Source organism: Clostridium sp. 1001271st1 H5 (assembly GCF_005845215.1).
Lineage (GTDB): Bacteria > Bacillota > Clostridia > Lachnospirales > Lachnospiraceae > Enterocloster.
In genome coordinates this window covers 13,528-31,102 of sequence record NZ_SPHO01000027.1, presented here as the reverse complement: position 1 = coordinate 31,102, position 17,575 = coordinate 13,528, and the positions used below count along the sequence as shown (strand labels likewise).

16 protein-coding genes are annotated in these 17,575 nt (G+C 52.3%); all 16 read right to left on the bottom strand.

Annotation, left to right across the window (positions count from 1 at the left end; all coding sequences use genetic code 11):
* Positions 1 to 18: 18 nt before the first annotated feature.
* Entirely contained in the window at positions 19 to 1,671 is a 1,653-nt protein-coding gene (locus FGS84_RS26910) for an ABC transporter substrate-binding protein (protein WP_347563896.1), read from the bottom strand.
* Between the two features lie 357 nt (positions 1,672 to 2,028).
* The gene (locus tag FGS84_RS26905) at positions 2,029 to 3,258 is read right to left on the bottom strand and encodes an ABC transporter substrate-binding protein (protein ID WP_138311293.1); all 1,230 of its coding nucleotides are present in this window, start codon (positions 3,256 to 3,258) and stop codon (positions 2,029 to 2,031) included.
* Positions 3,259 to 3,351: 93 nt separating this feature from the next.
* On the bottom strand, positions 3,352 to 4,158 hold the full coding sequence (locus FGS84_RS26900) for an ABC transporter ATP-binding protein (protein ID WP_138311292.1): 807 nt from the start codon (positions 4,156 to 4,158) through the stop codon (positions 3,352 to 3,354).
* Positions 4,158 to 5,234, bottom strand: coding sequence for an ABC transporter permease (locus FGS84_RS26895; RefSeq protein ID WP_138311291.1), 1,077 nt, complete (start codon positions 5,232 to 5,234; stop codon positions 4,158 to 4,160). The genes FGS84_RS26900 and FGS84_RS26895 overlap by 1 nt, the downstream gene beginning before the upstream one ends.
* Before the next feature lie 269 nt (positions 5,235 to 5,503).
* Entirely contained in the window at positions 5,504 to 6,997 is a 1,494-nt protein-coding gene (locus tag FGS84_RS26890; RefSeq protein ID WP_138311290.1) for a lactate racemase domain-containing protein, read from the bottom strand.
* A gap of 21 nt (positions 6,998 to 7,018) precedes the next feature.
* Positions 7,019 to 7,858 (bottom strand): triose-phosphate isomerase family protein, encoded by an 840-nt coding sequence (locus tag FGS84_RS26885; protein ID WP_138311289.1) that lies wholly within the window; start codon positions 7,856 to 7,858, stop codon positions 7,019 to 7,021.
* Positions 7,855 to 9,048, bottom strand: coding sequence for a diphosphate--fructose-6-phosphate 1-phosphotransferase (locus tag FGS84_RS26880; protein WP_138311288.1), 1,194 nt, complete (start codon positions 9,046 to 9,048; stop codon positions 7,855 to 7,857). Before FGS84_RS26880 ends, FGS84_RS26885 begins: the two co-directional genes overlap by 4 nt.
* A gap of 21 nt (positions 9,049 to 9,069) precedes the next feature.
* Positions 9,070 to 10,230, bottom strand: a complete 1,161-nt coding sequence (locus tag FGS84_RS26875) for a ketose-bisphosphate aldolase (RefSeq protein ID WP_138311287.1) — start codon at positions 10,228 to 10,230, stop codon at positions 9,070 to 9,072.
* A gap of 39 nt (positions 10,231 to 10,269) precedes the next feature.
* The gene (locus FGS84_RS26870) at positions 10,270 to 11,124 is read right to left on the bottom strand and encodes a class II fructose-bisphosphate aldolase (RefSeq protein ID WP_138311286.1); all 855 of its coding nucleotides are present in this window, start codon (positions 11,122 to 11,124) and stop codon (positions 10,270 to 10,272) included.
* Between the two features lie 13 nt (positions 11,125 to 11,137).
* Positions 11,138 to 12,154 carry an alcohol dehydrogenase catalytic domain-containing protein gene (locus FGS84_RS26865; RefSeq protein ID WP_138311285.1) on the bottom strand — a complete coding sequence of 339 codons (1,017 nt, stop codon included), beginning with the start codon at positions 12,152 to 12,154 and terminating at the stop codon, positions 11,138 to 11,140.
* A 4-nt stretch (positions 12,155 to 12,158) separates the two neighbouring features.
* Positions 12,159 to 12,956 (bottom strand): SDR family oxidoreductase, encoded by a 798-nt coding sequence (locus FGS84_RS26860; RefSeq protein WP_138311284.1) that lies wholly within the window; start codon positions 12,954 to 12,956, stop codon positions 12,159 to 12,161.
* Between the two features lie 4 nt (positions 12,957 to 12,960).
* Entirely contained in the window at positions 12,961 to 13,719 is a 759-nt protein-coding gene (locus tag FGS84_RS26855) for an ABC transporter ATP-binding protein (RefSeq protein WP_138311283.1), read from the bottom strand.
* 18 nt (positions 13,720 to 13,737) lie between these two features.
* Positions 13,738 to 14,478, bottom strand: a complete 741-nt coding sequence (locus tag FGS84_RS26850; RefSeq protein WP_207740017.1) for an ABC transporter ATP-binding protein — start codon at positions 14,476 to 14,478, stop codon at positions 13,738 to 13,740.
* Between the two features lie 8 nt (positions 14,479 to 14,486).
* A complete protein-coding gene (locus tag FGS84_RS26845) occupies positions 14,487 to 15,272 on the bottom strand; it encodes an ABC transporter permease (protein ID WP_138311281.1) in 786 nt (261 codons plus the stop codon).
* Between the two features lie 15 nt (positions 15,273 to 15,287).
* Positions 15,288 to 16,121: an ABC transporter permease gene (locus tag FGS84_RS26840; RefSeq protein ID WP_002591232.1), complete on the bottom strand. Its 834-nt coding sequence runs from the start codon at positions 16,119 to 16,121 to the stop codon at positions 15,288 to 15,290.
* Positions 16,122 to 16,141: 20 nt separating this feature from the next.
* Positions 16,142 to 17,305, bottom strand: coding sequence for an ABC transporter substrate-binding protein (locus FGS84_RS26835; protein ID WP_138311280.1), 1,164 nt, complete (start codon positions 17,303 to 17,305; stop codon positions 16,142 to 16,144).
* Positions 17,306 to 17,575: the final 270 nt, after the last annotated feature.

Genomic DNA, 17,575 nt, shown 5'->3' with positions numbered 1-17,575 from the left:
TACTGTGCCTGTCCTCTGTTATTCCCAGCTCCACTGGTCCACATTGTTCACAATAGACCATCCGTGTCCGTGGGGATGGATTTTCTGCTCCGCCACCTTAAGTCCGTCTCTGGACCAGTACAGATGGTCTATATTCACCAGCCAAATCCACGGTATATCCCCGTTCTGTGTCACGCCCGTGGTCCCGTCCCACTGGGCCTTCTTCCACAGCTCGTAGGAATCCTCCAGATTCCCGCTGGCCATGGCCTGGTCCATATAACGGTCCACACTGTCATTGGCATAAGGCGAGTACTCCGCCAGCCCTGTATCCTTCATGGTATGGTAAATATTGTACAGCTCCATAGGCGTATGGGCGCCCCAGCCCCACATAAGCGGCTCTGTATGGGCGCGGTCGTAGGCGTCATCCCAGCCCACTCCCTCTATCTTCACATCTATCCCCACATTCCTAAGCTGGTTGGCCGTGTCTGCCGCCAGGGCCTGGCGTACGGAATCGCTGGCCGGGTACATCAGCGTAAATCCTGCCTTGACGCCATTCTTTTCCCTGATTCCGTCAGAACCAGCCTTCCATCCGGCTTCCTCCAAAAGTTCTGCTGCCTTTTCAGGGTTATATTCTGTCTTTGCAGATTCATTATACCATGGCATCTTATCACACACACTGTAGGCCGGACTTCCATAGCCGTTCAGCACATGTTCAATCATCTCATCCCTGTTAATGGCAATATTGACAGCCCTTCTCACCTGTACGTCCGACGTAAAATCATTTCCAACCCCGGTATTGCCGCCAGATATGGTCCCGGCCTTCACAGCCGGCAGGTTAAATCCACGGTTATCCACTGTCTCAAAGGAAAGCAGCTCATATCCCGGAAGGGTCTGGTCTGAATAGGACGCAGCCGTATAGGCCAGGTCCGCCTGCCCGGACATGACAGCCGCATAAGCTGCGTCCTCCTCCATGAAAAGTATGGTCACCTTTTTCATATTCGGCGCTGGCCCGTAATAATCCGGGTTGGCCTCAAATATGACCTGCTGCCCTTTATCCCACTGCTTCATAATATATCTTCCGGAACCAATGGGATGGGACCCGTAATCAGCCCCATAAGCATGTTCCGGTACAATTCCCACAATTGCCATGGTATAGGGCCAGATGGAATAAGGGCGGTTCATATGAAATACCGCCGTAGTGCCATCCGGCGCCTCCGCACTCTCCAACATGGTAAAGTCGTTGACAGAACTGGTGTCCCGCAGGGTATTGTACGTAAACGCCACATCCCTGGCAGTCAGCTTCTCTCCGTCTGTAAAATACGCATCATCCCGTATCTTCACGGTCCAGGTAAGCCCGTCCTGGCTGACCTCCATATCAGTTGCCAGGTCATATCCTATTTTCAGGTCCGCGGTTGTCACGGTCAGCGTACTCTGAATCAGCGGCTCATGGACATGTTCGCCCGCCCCCCAGCCATAGGCAGGGTCAAATCCGGCCTCTGGCTCTGAGGTTGGCCCCATAACCACGATTACGTCCTCCCTGGTCCCATTATCGCCTGTCTCCCGGGCGTCATTTCCACCGCTGTTTTCCGCGTTTTGGCCTGTACTGTCCTTAGCACCGCTGTTGGCGCAGCCCGTCACGGCCATGGACACGGCCAGCATGGCCGCCACAGCATATTTCATTCCTCGTCTCATTTCCCTCTCCATTTCCTTTTTTATGCCGTGCCCGTATACCTGGTTTCCATCAACCTGCACTCCATAGGCTTACATCCTATCAGCACAGATTCCTTAAACACAATCCGTATCCAGGCGCAAACGCATAAAAAAATACCAGAATAAGCGTATTCCTTGAGAATACATACTACCTTCCTGGTATTTTTGCTTCTTAGATTATTAATGTTACTTCATCCAATTCGTCTGGTTCTTCCTGAATGCTGACTTCTGTCAGCCGTTAGAAAAATTATACGCAAAAGTCCGCAAAAGGTCAACGCTTTTCTTGCCAAACGTTTGCCCATATATTGAACGGTCAGCCTGAATTATACGGTCCCTTATTTACTCACCCTTATGCTGAACCTCCACGGTACGCCCTGCCACATCCTTTGGGTCGCCCACGGTCAGGCCCTCTACCTCCTCATCCGGGCACGCGTTTGTCCATGCAAGCTTCATGACATCGTCTGCTGTCAGCTCCTTCTTTTGGATGACCCCAAGGCGGATGTAATCAGCTGCGATATTTTTAAGGGCTTCCTCTGTGATTGCATCAGACAGGCCGAAGTCCAGGGAATCCCAGAACTCAAGCTGATTCTCAAACTCGCCGGTCATCTTATTTGTGTCGAACATCAACTGTACCGCGTCCTCTGAGTGGAGACGTGCATATTGTCCGGCACGTTTAATGGCCATAACAATATATTTTGCGTGAACCGGATTCCTTGCAAGGAAGTCATTGTTCATGGCGGTTACGCAGCACACCTCTCCCTCAAACTCATCGCTGGGAGTAATGGAGCATACCTTGCGCATCTTGTCGCTGTAATTGGCGATTACAAAGTAGTCTGAGAAAATGGAAGCATCAATCTCACCGCTCTCCATGGCAGCCACGCTGGCCGCACTGTCTGCAATATCCAGATACTCCACCTCAGCAGTGGGGTCTACACCCTCGCCGTCAAGCATACGGTAGATAATATTCTGGTCGGAGTTTCCGATGCCGTCATGGATAGCAATGGTCTTTCCCTTTAAATCTTCGGCTGTCTTAATATCGCTGTCATTGAATACATAGATGGATTTGCAGCCCATATGCGCTCCGGCCACAAAGGTCATCTCCACGCCGTTTGTCACCGGCACAAGCATGGTGGCAATATGGTCGGTTCCCCACATACACTTACCTGTACCAACCGTGATGACAACCGACTCTCCCTCTATATATTCCGCATTAATACCGTAATCCTGGTAGTAGCCCAATGCCTCGGCAAGGTACACGGCAGACACACAGGCGCCTCCGTTAAACAGGTAATTCAAGGCTGTGCCAAAGGCAGGTTCCTTCTGCATGGCCGCCCAGTCTTCCTCGGAAACAGCCTCCGGACGGCTTACAGCGCCGGCTTCCTCCTCCCCGGCTTTGCCGGAATCCTGGGCTTGTGCTGCTGATTCAGTCTCCGCTGCCGTGGCGGCTGCTGTGGCTGCGCTTTCTGTTGGGTTTCCTCCGCCCTGTTCGCCGCAGGCGGCCAGTGACAGAGCCATCATTCCCGCAAGCGCTGCTGCCAGAACGCGTTTCCCATTTGTTTTTTTCATCATACTGTTCTCCTTTTTGATTTTAATCATTTTTTATGTACACAGCCAGAGGCGTGGGGAAAAGCAGGTTTCCCTCTTGCTTATGGCCTGCGCTTTTTATTGTACAGGGGTCTGTGTCTCCGGCTGACGTCCGCTGCTCCTTCCTCCGAAGTGCAGACGGTTGAGTATCTCATTCCGGCAGGCCACAAAGGTCCCGGAAGAGCGCTCTCTGGGATAGGGCTCATCTATTTTAATGTCAGAGACAACCCGGCCCGGGTGCGCGTCCATGACAATAACCCTGGTTCCCATGTAAATGGCCTCATCCACATCATGGGTTACCATGATTGCAAGCTGTTTTTTCTCCTGCCACACCTTCAGAATCTCATCCTGCATATTCATGCGCGTAAATGCGTCCAGGGCTCCCAGAGGCTCGTCTAACAGCAGTATATCCGGCTCATTAATCAGGGAGCGCACCAGGGAAACGCGCTGCGCCATCCCCCCGGAAAGCTGGCCAGGATAGTCATTCCGGAAGGATTCCAGGCCAATAACCTTTAGCATCCGCTCCACCTTCTCCTCATTTCCCTTCAGTTTCCCCTGGAGCTTTAAGCTGAAGGAAATATTTTTTTCCACTGTCAGCCAGGGAAAAAGGGTGGGCTTTTGAAACATCATTCCGCGCTCCGGCGACGGCCCTGTAATCTCTGCTCCGTTTACCGTCAGATGGCCGGTGGTGGGCGGAATCAGTCCTGCCACAAGGCGGAGGATGGTGGACTTCCCGCATCCCGACGGCCCCACAAGGCTGATAAACTCGCCGCTTTTCATGGACAGATTTACTTCATTTAACGCATGGGTAACCTCATCCTGCTCCACCTTTGCAAAACTCTTTGATATGTTGTCCAACCGAAGGATAATTGTATTCTCTGCCATTATTTCACCACTCCGTTCTGCCATCTGAGAACACGGCGTTTAATCAAATCCAGCACCTTTGTCACAATGGTGAAGATAAAACAGATGACAAACAGCGCTGCAAACATTTTGTCGTAGGCTGCCCAGGATTTCGCCCAGTTCATGTACCAGCCAAGTCCGGCCTTTACCCCCATCATCTCGGCAATCATGATTGCAACACAGGACGAACTCATGGCCTGGGTGCAGCCCTGCAGAATAGACGGCATGGCATGGGGAATCGCCACCCTGAAAACAAGCTGCCGTTCGTTTGCCCCCAGGGTCCTTGCTGCCTCAAAGAAATCCTTGTCCACATTCTGGATGCCGGACATGGAGGCCACGGTAACCGCAAACCAGGAGCCAAGGGCAATAATAAACACAGCTCCCCTGAACAGGGAGGCGGCCACAACCATGATAATGGGAATCCATGTTGCGGTGGGAATAGGCCCCAGGAATTTAATGACAGGATTAATCCAGTAACGCGCCCTCTCGGAATAGCCGCAGGTAATACCCGTAACCAGCCCCAGGGCAATCCCGATAAAATATCCCAAAAACAGCAGGCGCAGCGTGTGGAGCGTACATTCAAGCAGATACGCCCTGTCCTCCCAGGCAATATTCAATATGCTGTTCATGCACGGGACAAAGGGCTGGGACAGGATGCCTGTCTTTAAGGTCAGATAATCATAACAGGTAAGCAGGAGAAAAAAGGCGGAAAACAAGGGAGCGCGGTAGCGCAGGTCCTCCACGGTTCTTTTGTCTCCCTTCCGGTTCTTAATCCAGGCTGTAACGGCATAGACAGCATACGCAGCCATAAAGGCCGACACCGCCCATACATAGGTATACGGATGGCTGTTGGGACTTCCGTTGGGAACCTCCCAGTACTCGATAATCGCAATGAAACCGCAGATAACCGGAAGCACCATGATAATAAAATCCAGGATTTTCTGGCCCCGTGTTCTTTCCTTTTGCTCCAGTTCTTTTAGCTGCTGTCTCGTCAGTTGGCCCAGTGGGTTAATCTGCCCGCTCTCAGAGACAGGTTTTTCCTCCATGTTTGTTGACATAATCCTTCTCCTCTGAATGTGGTGGATTTTTTACATTTATTGCTTTTCTATTTTAATCGAAATCGGCCGGAGTGTACAATTTAAAATAACTGGGATGGGGGGCGGGTTTATAGCTTAATTCTATAACAGCTCCTGCCGGCTGTTAAAATCAGGCAAAAATCCCCTCCCGTTTTATGGAAGAATGCGCAAAATTAACGCGGCTCCATAAAAAGGAGGGGATTCATAAAGCAATGCCTCTATATTTAGTTATCCTGCGCTGTCCGCATCACCTATCCATGCATATGGCAGGCACACCCGCAGTCCTCCTGCCCCTTTCCTTCATATACCTCATCCTTCATCATCAGATGGACGGCACCCAGCTTAAAGGTCTGGGGAAGAGCCAGTATATTGGGGTTGGGACCCACGAACTTTTTCCTGGCGTCAGCCAGGGCTTCCTCAATGGTGGCCCTGGTCTTAAGGCCCATCCCCCTGGCAAATCCCGGTTCCTGGGCGCCGCACAGATAGATGGCTGAGGTGTTCATTTCCGCAATATGGCCGCAGCTAATCATGGAAAAGCCGTGGAAGGGGTGGAATGCGTTGCAGTAACGGTATTTTCTGATATATTCCTCATTGGTGGCAAAGTATTCGCCGTACCGGTTCATGTCCGGCAGGGTGTTCATGTAATCATGCTGGAACATATCATACATTTCCCTGGTATAAGGCCACAGCTCATCGTGGAAATAGCCGTTGCACAGGGAGGAGCATATAATCACGCAGTTGTCGCTCATGATGCGCTTATGACGGATGACCTGGGCTGAGATGGCCTGCATCAGCATGATGGGATTGGTTCCCATGCCCTCGCCGTAGTGGAAGAACTGGGGCATTCCGAATATCATCACATCATACTTCTTTTCTGCCCACGGCACATAGGTCCTCTTATCCGCCATAATCCAGGAATGGGGCTGCATGACCTTTGCGTAGCCGCTGTTAATCTCTATCTGGCGGGATTTTGTGTCCAGCACGGCGTCGCAGCAGAAAAACTTCTTTCCCATGCATTTCTCCATGTGCTGGCCAATCTCATCAAACTTTGTCCTCATCAGTGACGTTCCGCTGACCGGGGTAAAATCCTTGCGGTGCATCACCTCAGGCACATGGTGGGAGGCAATGGAGCGCCAATGGGTGATTCCCGTGGCGCAGTGCTTATAGCCCCCGGAATAGCCGCCGTAAGGATTTCCCTGGGTGTGGCCGATAAGGATGGCCACATCGCTGTCATACACATATTTATTCATGAGCACAGGGTCGCCCCGGTCCGTGGTGCCCAAATCCACCAGATGCTCATAATCCTCGCTGTCATGGTTGATGATTTGGTGTGTGTGCCAGAACTCATGGAACAGCTCATCCCCAAGTATGTTGTGGATTTCTGTTTCTGTATTCTTCCGGTGAAGCCCGTTGGAACAGATTAAAAGAATGTCCTTTTTCTCCACTCCCGCGTCATACAGCTCCTTAAGTATCAGTCTGATGGATATTTTCCTGTGGGAAGTGGGCTGTTCCCCGCCTTTTACCCTGTCCGGGAAAATGATGGTCACCTTGGAACCCTTGCGGGCCAGACGGGACAGTGGTTCCATTCCCATGGGATTGCGTATGGATTCCAGGGTCTTTTCCACCAGCCGGTCCTCCGGAATGCAGGGCGGGTCTGCCACGGTTTCGCCGGGTATGAACACATCGGTGCTGTCAGGAAGCTCTGCCGCCATTAGCCCTGCACCATATTCAAATGATAATTTCATATGATAATCCTCCTGTTATAATCAGTTGCGTGCCAGATAGGCGTCCACGATTTCCAGATATTCCTCCGGATAAAATCCAATCTGACCCTGGAACCTGGTAAGGGCAATCAGTCCGCCGTCCATGACAGGGACCGAAGCCAGCATACGGGCGTTGTCCGCCTTGAGTCCGCCTCCGTAGACAACATCCATGCCGCCGGTAATCTCCTTAATGTAAGAACCGACTTTTGTGATATAGGCTTCATCCGGCGGTATCCTTCCCGGTCCGATGGCCCATACCGGCTCATAGGCAATGACCACCTTTTCCCTGTCCACGTCCTTAAGCCCTGTCTCCAGCTGCTCCTTAAGCACCTCCTGCCAGCGTTCCTGCTCCCCGGCAGATTCCCCGATACAGTAAAGCACTGTAAGCCCGGCCTGGATTGCCGCCCTGACTTCCTGGTTCAGCAGCCTTCCCACTGCATCCCCATCCGTGATTCCGGCTTCCTCCAGGATTCCGGCCTTATCCCTGCGCTCCTCGCAGTGGCCGATGATGACGGAACTGCATCCCATTGCCTTTGCCGCATTGGCTGTGCGGTTGGTGGTAAATGCGCCGAAATTGCCGTTTTCAGCCGTATCATCCCTGTACACCCCCTGGCAGCCGATTTTAACCGGACTGTCCCCGCACAGGGCCTTCACTGCCGGTATCAGATGGGCTTCCGGGAAATACATGACGAACTCCACATCCTCCGGGCTGTACGCCTTTAGTTTTTCCTGGGTCTTCTGCACAATGTAGCTCCCCCATTCCTCCATGGGCGCAACACTGTTGACCCCTCCGTATTCCCTGGGTATATCGAACCGTTTCAGGTTCAGAAATATGTGTTTCATTCTCCCACTCCCATCTTTTCATACTCTTCTTTAAAGTCCACAAACTCCCTTAATTCAGGTCCGATGAGGGGCCTGCACCATTTCAGGAATGCGTCCGTCACATCATTTCCCCTGTCATTTATGTAATCATCCGGCAGCACCCGTTCATGCAGCATCACCTCTTTGATGGGAATGGCCGCGGTGCGGACGCCGTACTCTCCATCCTCATTTTCATCCCGTATAAGGCCAATCATGACGCCGCTCATGCCCTCCATGGCCGCCCGCAGCGCCTCCCTTCCGGCCAGGACTGCTTCGTCACGGTCCACCGGCGACTGCCAGGCTATGGATGCCCTTCCGCAAAGGCCGGGCTTTTCGCTTCTGGCCTTGATTCCCAGCTTCTGTATGACCAGATTCGCCAGATAAGCGCTGACATCCCCATAATAGGTAGCCCTCCCAACCTTGAAAATAGGAGGCACAATAGGTTCTCCGCTGTCATTCTTCAGTCCTTCGCTGGCAACCACCACCACGCCTCCCTTTTCTTCGTAAAGGCGTTTTACATCCTCCAGGAATTCCTCTTCATGGAAGGGGCGCTCCGGCAGATAAATCAGATGGGGCGCATCCCCCGGCTTCTTTCTGGCCAGGGCAGATGCAGCCGTAATCCATCCGGCATTGCGCCCCATGGCCTCCATGACACACACATGGATGGGCAGGGCCCTGACATCCGCCCCAACCTCTGCCGCGGAAGCAGCGATGAACCTGGCCGCGCTTCCATATCCCGGCGTATGGTCTGTTATGGCAATATCGTTGTCAATGGTCTTGGGGATTCCAACCACATAGATGTCCTCTCCCCTGCACGCCTCAAAGATGCGGCCGCAGGTATCCATGGTCCCGTTCCCCCCGTTCAGAAGCACATAACGGATTCCGTACTTTTTGAAGATTCCTGCCATGGCGTCATAGTCTTTCTGTTCCAGGGCATACCTGGATGAACCGATTGCCGTGGCCGGCGTCTGGAGCAGAAGCCTTAGCTTTTCCTCCGGATACTGCATCAAATCCAGAAACTGCTCCTTCAGAATCCCCTCACTTCCGCCGATTGCGCCGTACACCTTGCCTATGCTGCCGGAATTCCTGGCTTCCTCCACAACACCATACAGGGAAGCATTGATGACAGCCGTGGGGCCGCCTCCATGGACCACCAGAACATTTGCAGACATTGCCTCTACCACCTTTCCCATTTATAATACCTGCATTTTCCTATACCGGTCAGCCATTTCCTCCAGGGAAACCTGTTCCACCAAAGGCGCTTTGCCGTAAGAGCCAAACTGTACGATAAGGGTGCCCACCACTTCCTTCACGCCCCGCTCAATGCAGTCTGTAATGGCCGCCGTATCCTCATCCGGTATGGCGCCGGTCATCACGGTTTCCATGATGGGCGTCAGGAAAACCCTGGGGTCGAACTGCTCCCGCTTGGATTCCAGCAGCTCATAGATGCCTCCGATGGAGCTGCTGTTTCTCTTATCCGGGTTGCAGGCAAAAAATTCTTTCATATTGCGGGTAACCGCCAGCCGGATATCCGTATCCACATTAATCTTGTTGATGCCGCATCTGGCCGCTGCCTTAAGTTCCTCTATGGCGATTCCATAGGTACCGGTCAATGTGCCTCCCAGCTCATTGATTTCATCCACAATATACTGGGGAACCGTGGATGAGCCATGGGACACCAGGGCCCCAAAGATTCCCTCATGGTTCAGGCATTCCCGGATTGCCACCGCAATCTCCTTGCGCAGCTTTACATCCTTTCCCTTGGAAGCACCGTGCATAGTGCCGTAGGATATAGCCAGTGCATCCACGCCGGTCTTCCGGAAAAACTCCACTGCCTTTAAAGGGTTGGTATACGTGGAGCCCTGTGAAAACACCTGGTCCTCCACTCCGGCCAGCACACCCAGCTCCCCTTCCACACTGACGCCCCTTGCATGTGCGTATTTTACCACCTCGCGGGTCAGTTCCACATTCTCATCAAAGGCCAGGGACGACCCGTCAATCATCACCGAAGTATATCCCCCCTGTATGGCGGCTGCACAGGAGTCAAAATCACGTCCATGGTCCAGGTGAAGGACAATGGGGATGGGGCTGTCCTCCCCATATTTCTTAACGGCCCTGGCAATATTCCCGGCGCCGGCTTTCTTATCCTCCAGGGTGGCATTCATAAAGTCGCATCTTCCCCCCATGAAGCCGTTTGCCAGGTCCGCTCCCTGCAGGATGGCCGCGGAGCGGAACATACTGTGTACTTCGATGGCAGCCTTTGCCTGGGCTACCGCGTTCACATTAAATGCCCCCTGGGCAAACCCATGTTTAACAGAAGCCTCCATAAGAGGTCTTAATGGAATCAATGTCATAGCATACCTTCCTTTTCCAAGGTTTCATTCCGTACCGTGTCACGCCTTATCCTGGGAGCCTGCCAGCCGGATGATGTCTTTTATGTCTTCGCGCAGCCGCAGCTCCGCATACTGCGATAATTTCCATGCATGGCCCTGGTCTTTTCCCTCAGCCAGCCCTTCCTTCAGATATTCCACATACCGGCAGCGCACCTGGGTGCCGAAATTGATTTTTGCCACTCCGCTGTCAATGGAACGCTTGACCAATTCCTCGTCCATGCCGGTACAGCCGTGAAGAACAAAGGGAATATCCGTAAACTTCCTGCATTCCTCCAGCACCTCTACCCGGATATCCACAGGTCCGTTGTAAAACCCGTGGGCGTTTCCAATGCCGATGGCCAGTGAATCCGGGCGGCACAGCCTGAGATACTGCTTCACCACATCCGGGTCCGCAATGTTGGATGCGCCCATTTTATTTCCCTTGTCATCCAGGCGGCACAGCTCTCCGATTTCCGCCTCCAGCGGTACCCCGAAGGTCCTGCACACCCTGGCCACTTCCTCTGTGGCTGCTGCATTTTCCTCCACAGGCAGGGAGGAACCGTCAAACATAATGGAGGTAAATCCCAGCTTCAGCATCTCCATGCAGCGCTCAAAGCTGTCCCCGTGGTCCAGATGGATTGCAACCGGCACTGAAACCTTCCGGGCCATCCATTTTGCTGTCTCGTAAAACCAGTCATGGCCTGAATAGGCTCCTGTATTCACATAGTGGGCCAGTATGACCGGGGAACGAAGCTCCTCTGCAGCCATGCACACGGCCCGTATGATGTCATAGGTTCCTCCCTGGGTATTGATGGCGGGAACTGCATAGCGGCCTTCATATGCCTTTTGAAGCATTTCATAAGTGGTTGTCAGCATGTTATTCTCCTTTTCAGATGTTCACGATAACTTTCAGATAATCGGACGGAGACTGAATCATATCCTTTATGGTATCCTCCACCTGGTCCAGCTCAATGATTTTTGTGATAATGGCGTCCGTAGGCACCTTTCCCTGGTTGACCAGACCAATGGCCTCCGGGAATTTTGCATTGGAATTTCTGGACGGGCACACATCAATTTCCTTCTGCATCAGGCGTACCGTGTTAATCCGCACCGGGTCATGAGGCCATCCCACCAGGGCAATCCTCCCCCCGTGGCACACGTAATTGTGCATGTTCTCCAGAATCACAGGAGCACCCGTACAATCAATCATGGCCTCAGGCAGCTTGCCGCCGGTCACCTCCCGCAGATATTCCTCCACATGTTTGTCCGTGGAATTGAAGGTGCAGGGTACTCCCAGCTCCTTTGCATAATCCAGGCGCTTTTGCAGCACATCCACCAGAATAGGGGTTGCTCCGTAGTTGATGCAGGCAAATGCAGCCATAAGGCCGATGATTCCTGCGCCGAACACAACGCAGTGCTCTCCCTTTGACACCCTGGCCCTGGTTGCCCCGTGAAGACCGATGGTCAGGGGTTCCACCAGGGCTGCATGGGTGAAGGTCAGTTCATCGGGAAGCTTATATAAAAGCTGTACCGGGTGAAGGAAATACTGGGACATCATACCGTCCTTATGAACGCCGCACACATGGAGGTCCGCGCAGTTGTTAAAACGCCCTGCCGCGCACATGTGGCACTTATTGCAGGGGACATAGGGTTCCAGGGCCACACGGTCACCCGGCTTTAAGCCCTTGTCATTTTCCCCGATTTCCTGGATAACGCCCACTCCCTCATGGCCCAGTCCGTTAATGGGATAGCGCATGGTGGGATTTACTCCCCTGTAAGCAGTCACATCCGAACCGCAGATTCCGCACATTTCCATCTTTATGATTGCCTGCCCCTCCCTGAGTTCGGGCATGGGCATATCCTTTAACACCAGGTTTCCTGGCTCCGGCAGACATAATACCTTCATGATTTCAATCCTCCTCATTTTCTCTGATATAATCAAGCGCATTGGGCATGATGCCCAGAGACCAGCCTCCGTCAGCAAATATCACCTGCCCCACAATGTAATCTGATTCTTTACTGGCCAGAAAACAGGCCAGGCCGGCAATCTCCTCGGCCTTTCCGAAACGCCCGATGGGCGACACAGACAATATGGCCTTCTCATCCAATATTCCGGATTTAAGGGGTCTTTCAACCATCTCTGTCCGAATCCAGCCCGGTGCAATGGCATTCACCTTAATGTTGTACATGGCCCATTCTGCGCCCAGCTGCTCTGTCAGCAGATTCACCGCTCCCTTTGTAATGCCATAGGGCACCCGGCCCACGTTAATCATTCTGGTATTGCCGGAGGAGATATTGACAATGCTTCCTCCCCCGTCCCGTCTCATATAAGCCCCCACTGCCTGACAGCAGAACAGCGGCGCCTTCATATTGATGTCGATTACCTCATCCAGCACTTCCTCCGACAGTTTGAGCGTGGGACATGGACGGGCCACGCCGGCGCAGTTTACCAGCACATCAATATGTCCGTATTTTTCATGTACATAATCCGCCATGGAAAATATCTGCGCTCTGTCCCGCAGATTAATCTGATAAAACTCCGCCATATGGCCTATGTCCATGGCAGCCTTCCTACCCTCTTCCTCCAGCACATCCGCTATGACCACCCTGGCTCCCTCGCGGGCATATCTGGAAGCAATCCCAAACCCAATGCCTCTGGCCCCGCCTGTAACAATGGCTGTCTTTCCATTTAATCGTCCTGATTCCATATTTCTACCACCATTTAATCTTGTCTGTTATATAGTTGCGGTACTCGATAAACCTGGAGGATGTGATATCTCTGGGCCTTGGCAGGTCAATTCTCACTTCCTCCTTGATTTTGGCCGGTTTGTTGCTGAGAATCAGCACACGCTCCGCCAGATACACGGCTTCCTCTATGTTGTGGGTGATGAACACCACCGTGCTCCCCAGCTCCTTCCACAGGCGTATGACCTCATCCTCCAGATAAAAACGCATCTTAACATCCATCTGTCCGTAAGGCTCATCCATCAGCAGCAGGTCCGGCTGCATGGCAAAGGAACGTCCGATGATGATTCTCTGCTCCGCTGACACGGACAGCTCCCCCGGATACGCCTTCCTGAACTCCTGAAGTCCCATCAGGTCCAGTATCTGGTCCACCCTGCGGTCGATTTCAGCCTTGGGGATTCTCTTAATCTTAAGCCCATAGGCCAGGTTCTCCTCCACGGTCAGCCACGGAAGGGCGCTGGGCTCCTGGAACACAAAGGAAATGTTATGCTTGCGCGGGTCCGCAGGGACCCCGTCTATATACAAGTCGCCCTCACTGGGCATGTGAATCCTGGTAAGACAGTTTAAAAATGTGGTCTTTCCGCAGCCTGTGGGCCCTACGACACACACGAACTCGCCTTTACGGATGTTAAATGACATATTGTCCAGCACCAGCAGGTCGCCGAAGCGCTTTGTAAGATTCCTGACCTCAACTTTAACGGGCCGGGTGTCCTCTCTTTCAGGCATTTTTGTCCTCCTATACCATTAAATTGCTAAATCAGTGTTGTCGGAAATAACCGTACGCAGTTTTAAGAACTCCTCGCTTACCATATCCCTTGGCCTGGGAATGCTGATGGGATATACTTCCTTCACAGTGGCCGGGCAGTCGCTGAGCAGGATGATTCTGTCTCCCAGATAGCAGGCTTCCTCTATATTGTTGGTGACAAATATGACGGTGCGCTTTTCCTTTTCCCAGATTCTAAGGATTTCCTCCTGCATCTGATACCGTGTCTGGGCGTCCAGCTGCCCAAAGGGTTCGTCCATGATTAACAGCTTGGGGTCCGCCGCATAAGCCCTGGCAATCCCCACCCTCTGTTTCATGCCACCTGACAGCTGGGTGGGATAGGATTTCTCAAATCCCTTAAGGCCCACCAGCTCTATGTAATGCTGTGCAATCTCTCTGCGTTGTCCCCTGGACATTCCCCGGAATTTAAGGCCCAGCTCCACATTTTCCATAACCGTCTTAAAGGGCATCAGGGCCAGCTTCTGGAATACCATGCTGATTTCCGGGTTCACGCCCTTCCACTCCCTGCCATTGTACACAATCTTTCCCCCGGTCTGCTGCTCCAGTCCCGCAATGATATTGAGCAGCACGGTCTTGCCGCACCGCCCCGGTCCCAGTATAACCAGAAACTCGCCGTCATTCACATCAAAGCTCACATCTTTTATGGCTGTAAAATATCCCTTCTCACTGAAAAATGTCTTGGATATTCCTTTTATCTCCATTCGTCTGTTTAGTTGTTCCACGGGCACACCACCTTCTCAAGTTTTTGAAGCCCCAGTGACAAAAGGGCGCCAATGATTGCAATGGTTATGACAGAGACAAGTACCAGGGCCATATCGCTTCCCTGCCAGCCTCTGGTCACCAGTGCTCCCAGTCCTTTCTGGGCGCCTAACATCTCGGCCGCCAGTACCGTTGTCCAGCCTGAGCTGACCGAGGTGCGGATTCCCGCAAAGATGGAGGGCAGGGCAGTGGGGATAACGATATCCGTCAGTATCTGCCTGTTGTTTCCGCCAAATACATGGCCTACATCCAAATTGATTTTATCCACCATCTCAATTCCCGTGGAAGTGTTGATGACCAGAGGCACAAAGGTTCCGATAAATACCAGCAGCACCTTTGGGAATTCACCGATGCCGAACCACATGATTACAATGGGAATCCAGGCAATGGGCGGTATGGGACGGATAACCTCAAATATACTGCCGAAAAACGCCTTGCATTTCCTGTTCCATCCAATGAGAATGCCAAAGGAAATACCAAAAGCCCATGCAATAAGAAGCGCCATCAGCACACGCCTTAAGCTGGCCCATGCATGGCCTGCCAGGGAAGTCTTTGCGATGGGTTTGGTAAAAGTCTTCACAAAACGCGCCCACACATCAGCCGGGGCAGGCATCAGCTCCGGGTGGCTGTCCGAGAACAGGACCCATCCCACGGCAATCATCAGGATTGCCAATACAGGCAGGCCGTAGTACAGGACGTTTCTCAATGTTTTCTGCTGTTTGCTTGCTACATCCATATTCCTTACTCCCTCCTACCTGTTTACCTTCCAGCGCAGGAAATATTTTTCTGCCCTGGACAAAAATCCTGAAAGAATGGCTCCGATGGCGCCAATCACCACCATACCCACGATTACAATATCCGGGCGGGCCACTGTACGGCCAATCTGAATCATGTATCCCAGTCCGGCGCTGGCTGCCAGCATCTCTGCCGCCACCAGGGTGGACCAGGAATTTCCCAATGCCACGCGGATTCCGGCAAATACCATGGGAAGGGAGGAAGGTACACCCACTTTCCAGAATATCTCCGCGTTGGAGGCCCCAAAGGTCCTGGATACATTAATCAGAGTCTTGTTGGTCAGCTTTATGCCTGTGTAGGAATTGATGACACAGGGCACAAAGGCGGTAAAAAAGATGATGAGCGCCTTTGCCTTCAGGCCGATTCCCATCCACACCACTACCAAGGGTATCCAGGCAATGGGGGGAACCGGCCTCACCAGCTCAAAGATGGGGCGGATAAAACGGTCCGCATAGGTCCACCAGCCCATGACCAGTCCCAGCGGAACGCCGATTATGATGGCTGCCAGGAAACCGGATAAGGCAACCTGGAGGCTGGCCAGTATATTCACCCACAGGACGTTGCCGTCCGGGGCCTTATTCGCAAACTTATACATCAGGGTCTCAAAAATCTGGGTGGGTGCCGGAAGCATCCTCTCATTCACAAGACCCACGCTTACTACCAGCTGCCACACGGCCAGCAGAGTGATGATTCCTGCCGCGCTTAACAGGGCGTAATTCAGGCCTTCCTTTGATTTCTGCTTTTTCCACTCCAAAAGGCCAGCCTCTAATTTCTCATTTCCAGTTGCCATATCGGTATCTCAGCTCCTTTTTAATTTGCGGTTTCAGTCAGTACCTCATTTAACAGCTTTCCATCCGTATGTCCCACGAATCTCTCCTGGTCGCCTTCCTTGTAATTGCCCACGCTGATAAAGAAATCAAGCACGTCCAGAAGTCTCTGGTCCATAACTGTATTGTCGGAACCCTCTGCCTTGTTATTCAGCATATCGCATGCCTCCTGCAGGGTGTAATATGTATCAGCCTCCAGATACTTGGCAGTGGTTTCCCTGTCCATGGAGCTTCCGTTTTCATCGTTCATGTCCACGCAGTAGTCAATGGCCTTTTCCTTGTTTTCCTTCATCCAGTCCAGGGTATTAAAGTATACTTCCATGAACACCTTCATAGCCTCGTACTTATCCGGGTCAGCATAACTGTTCTTATTAGCCACAAAGCTGCACATCAGTCCGGAATCAGCCATGGGGCCGCTGGCGACAGGCGTATACTTATCAGACTCAGCCAGCATCTTAAAGGTACCGCCCGACCCGGTCAGCACACACACGTCTCCCTCGCCTGCCAGAAATGCGCTGTAAGCTGTGGCCGGGTCCATGGCGATAAAGTTTACGTCGTCAACCGTAAGCCCGAAGCCTTCCAGTACCTTAATCAGCACATACTGTGTAACACTGCCGGTATTGCACAGGATGGATTTTCCCTTCCAGCTGTCCGCATCCCCGTAAATCTCATCGCTCAGGCTGCTGTGTCCCTTGCCCGCCTTTACAATATCCGAATCATTTCTGGCAAATACATACTGTGTTCCGTCGTCCGTATTGCTGGAGCCAAGAACCAGCGCATCGTATCCCAGAACACCTGCAAACACGCCGCCCACTCCGGTGCAGCCAATATCCCAGCCGTCGGATGAAAGGGATTCCATCTGTACCGGCCCGTTGGTAAACAGCACTTCCTCAATATCCAGTCCCTTTTCCTTAAACCAGCCTTCCTGCTCCGCAATATAGATGGGCAGATAATTAAGGCTGCCTCCTATACCCGACACGGTCAGCTCATAGCTCTTGTCCGCTGCCTTACTGTCTCCTGCTCCCGACGCCTGTGTCTGTGTATCCGCCTTCTTGGTTTCGGAACCTGCTCCGCAGCCTGCTGCCATCCCGGCACACATAACTGCTGCCATTGTCACTGCCAATGTCTTTACTAATGATTTTCTCATAACGTTTGACCTCCTGTCCCCAAATGGTTCTCTTATTTTTGCTACATGCTTTGCGTAATAAACAGCCGCCTTTACCCTCTTATGAAAGTTGCATATTTTTTTCCTTGTTTTTGTTAAATGATTAACATTTATACCGCTAAAATAATACGGAGCAACCGTGTTACGTCTATTTTTGACTATTTATCACCCAACTTGCAAAGTCATTATAGCAATATGACTATGCCAAGGCAAGGCAATTCAAACCAAACGTTTGCGTACCGGAGAATCTCA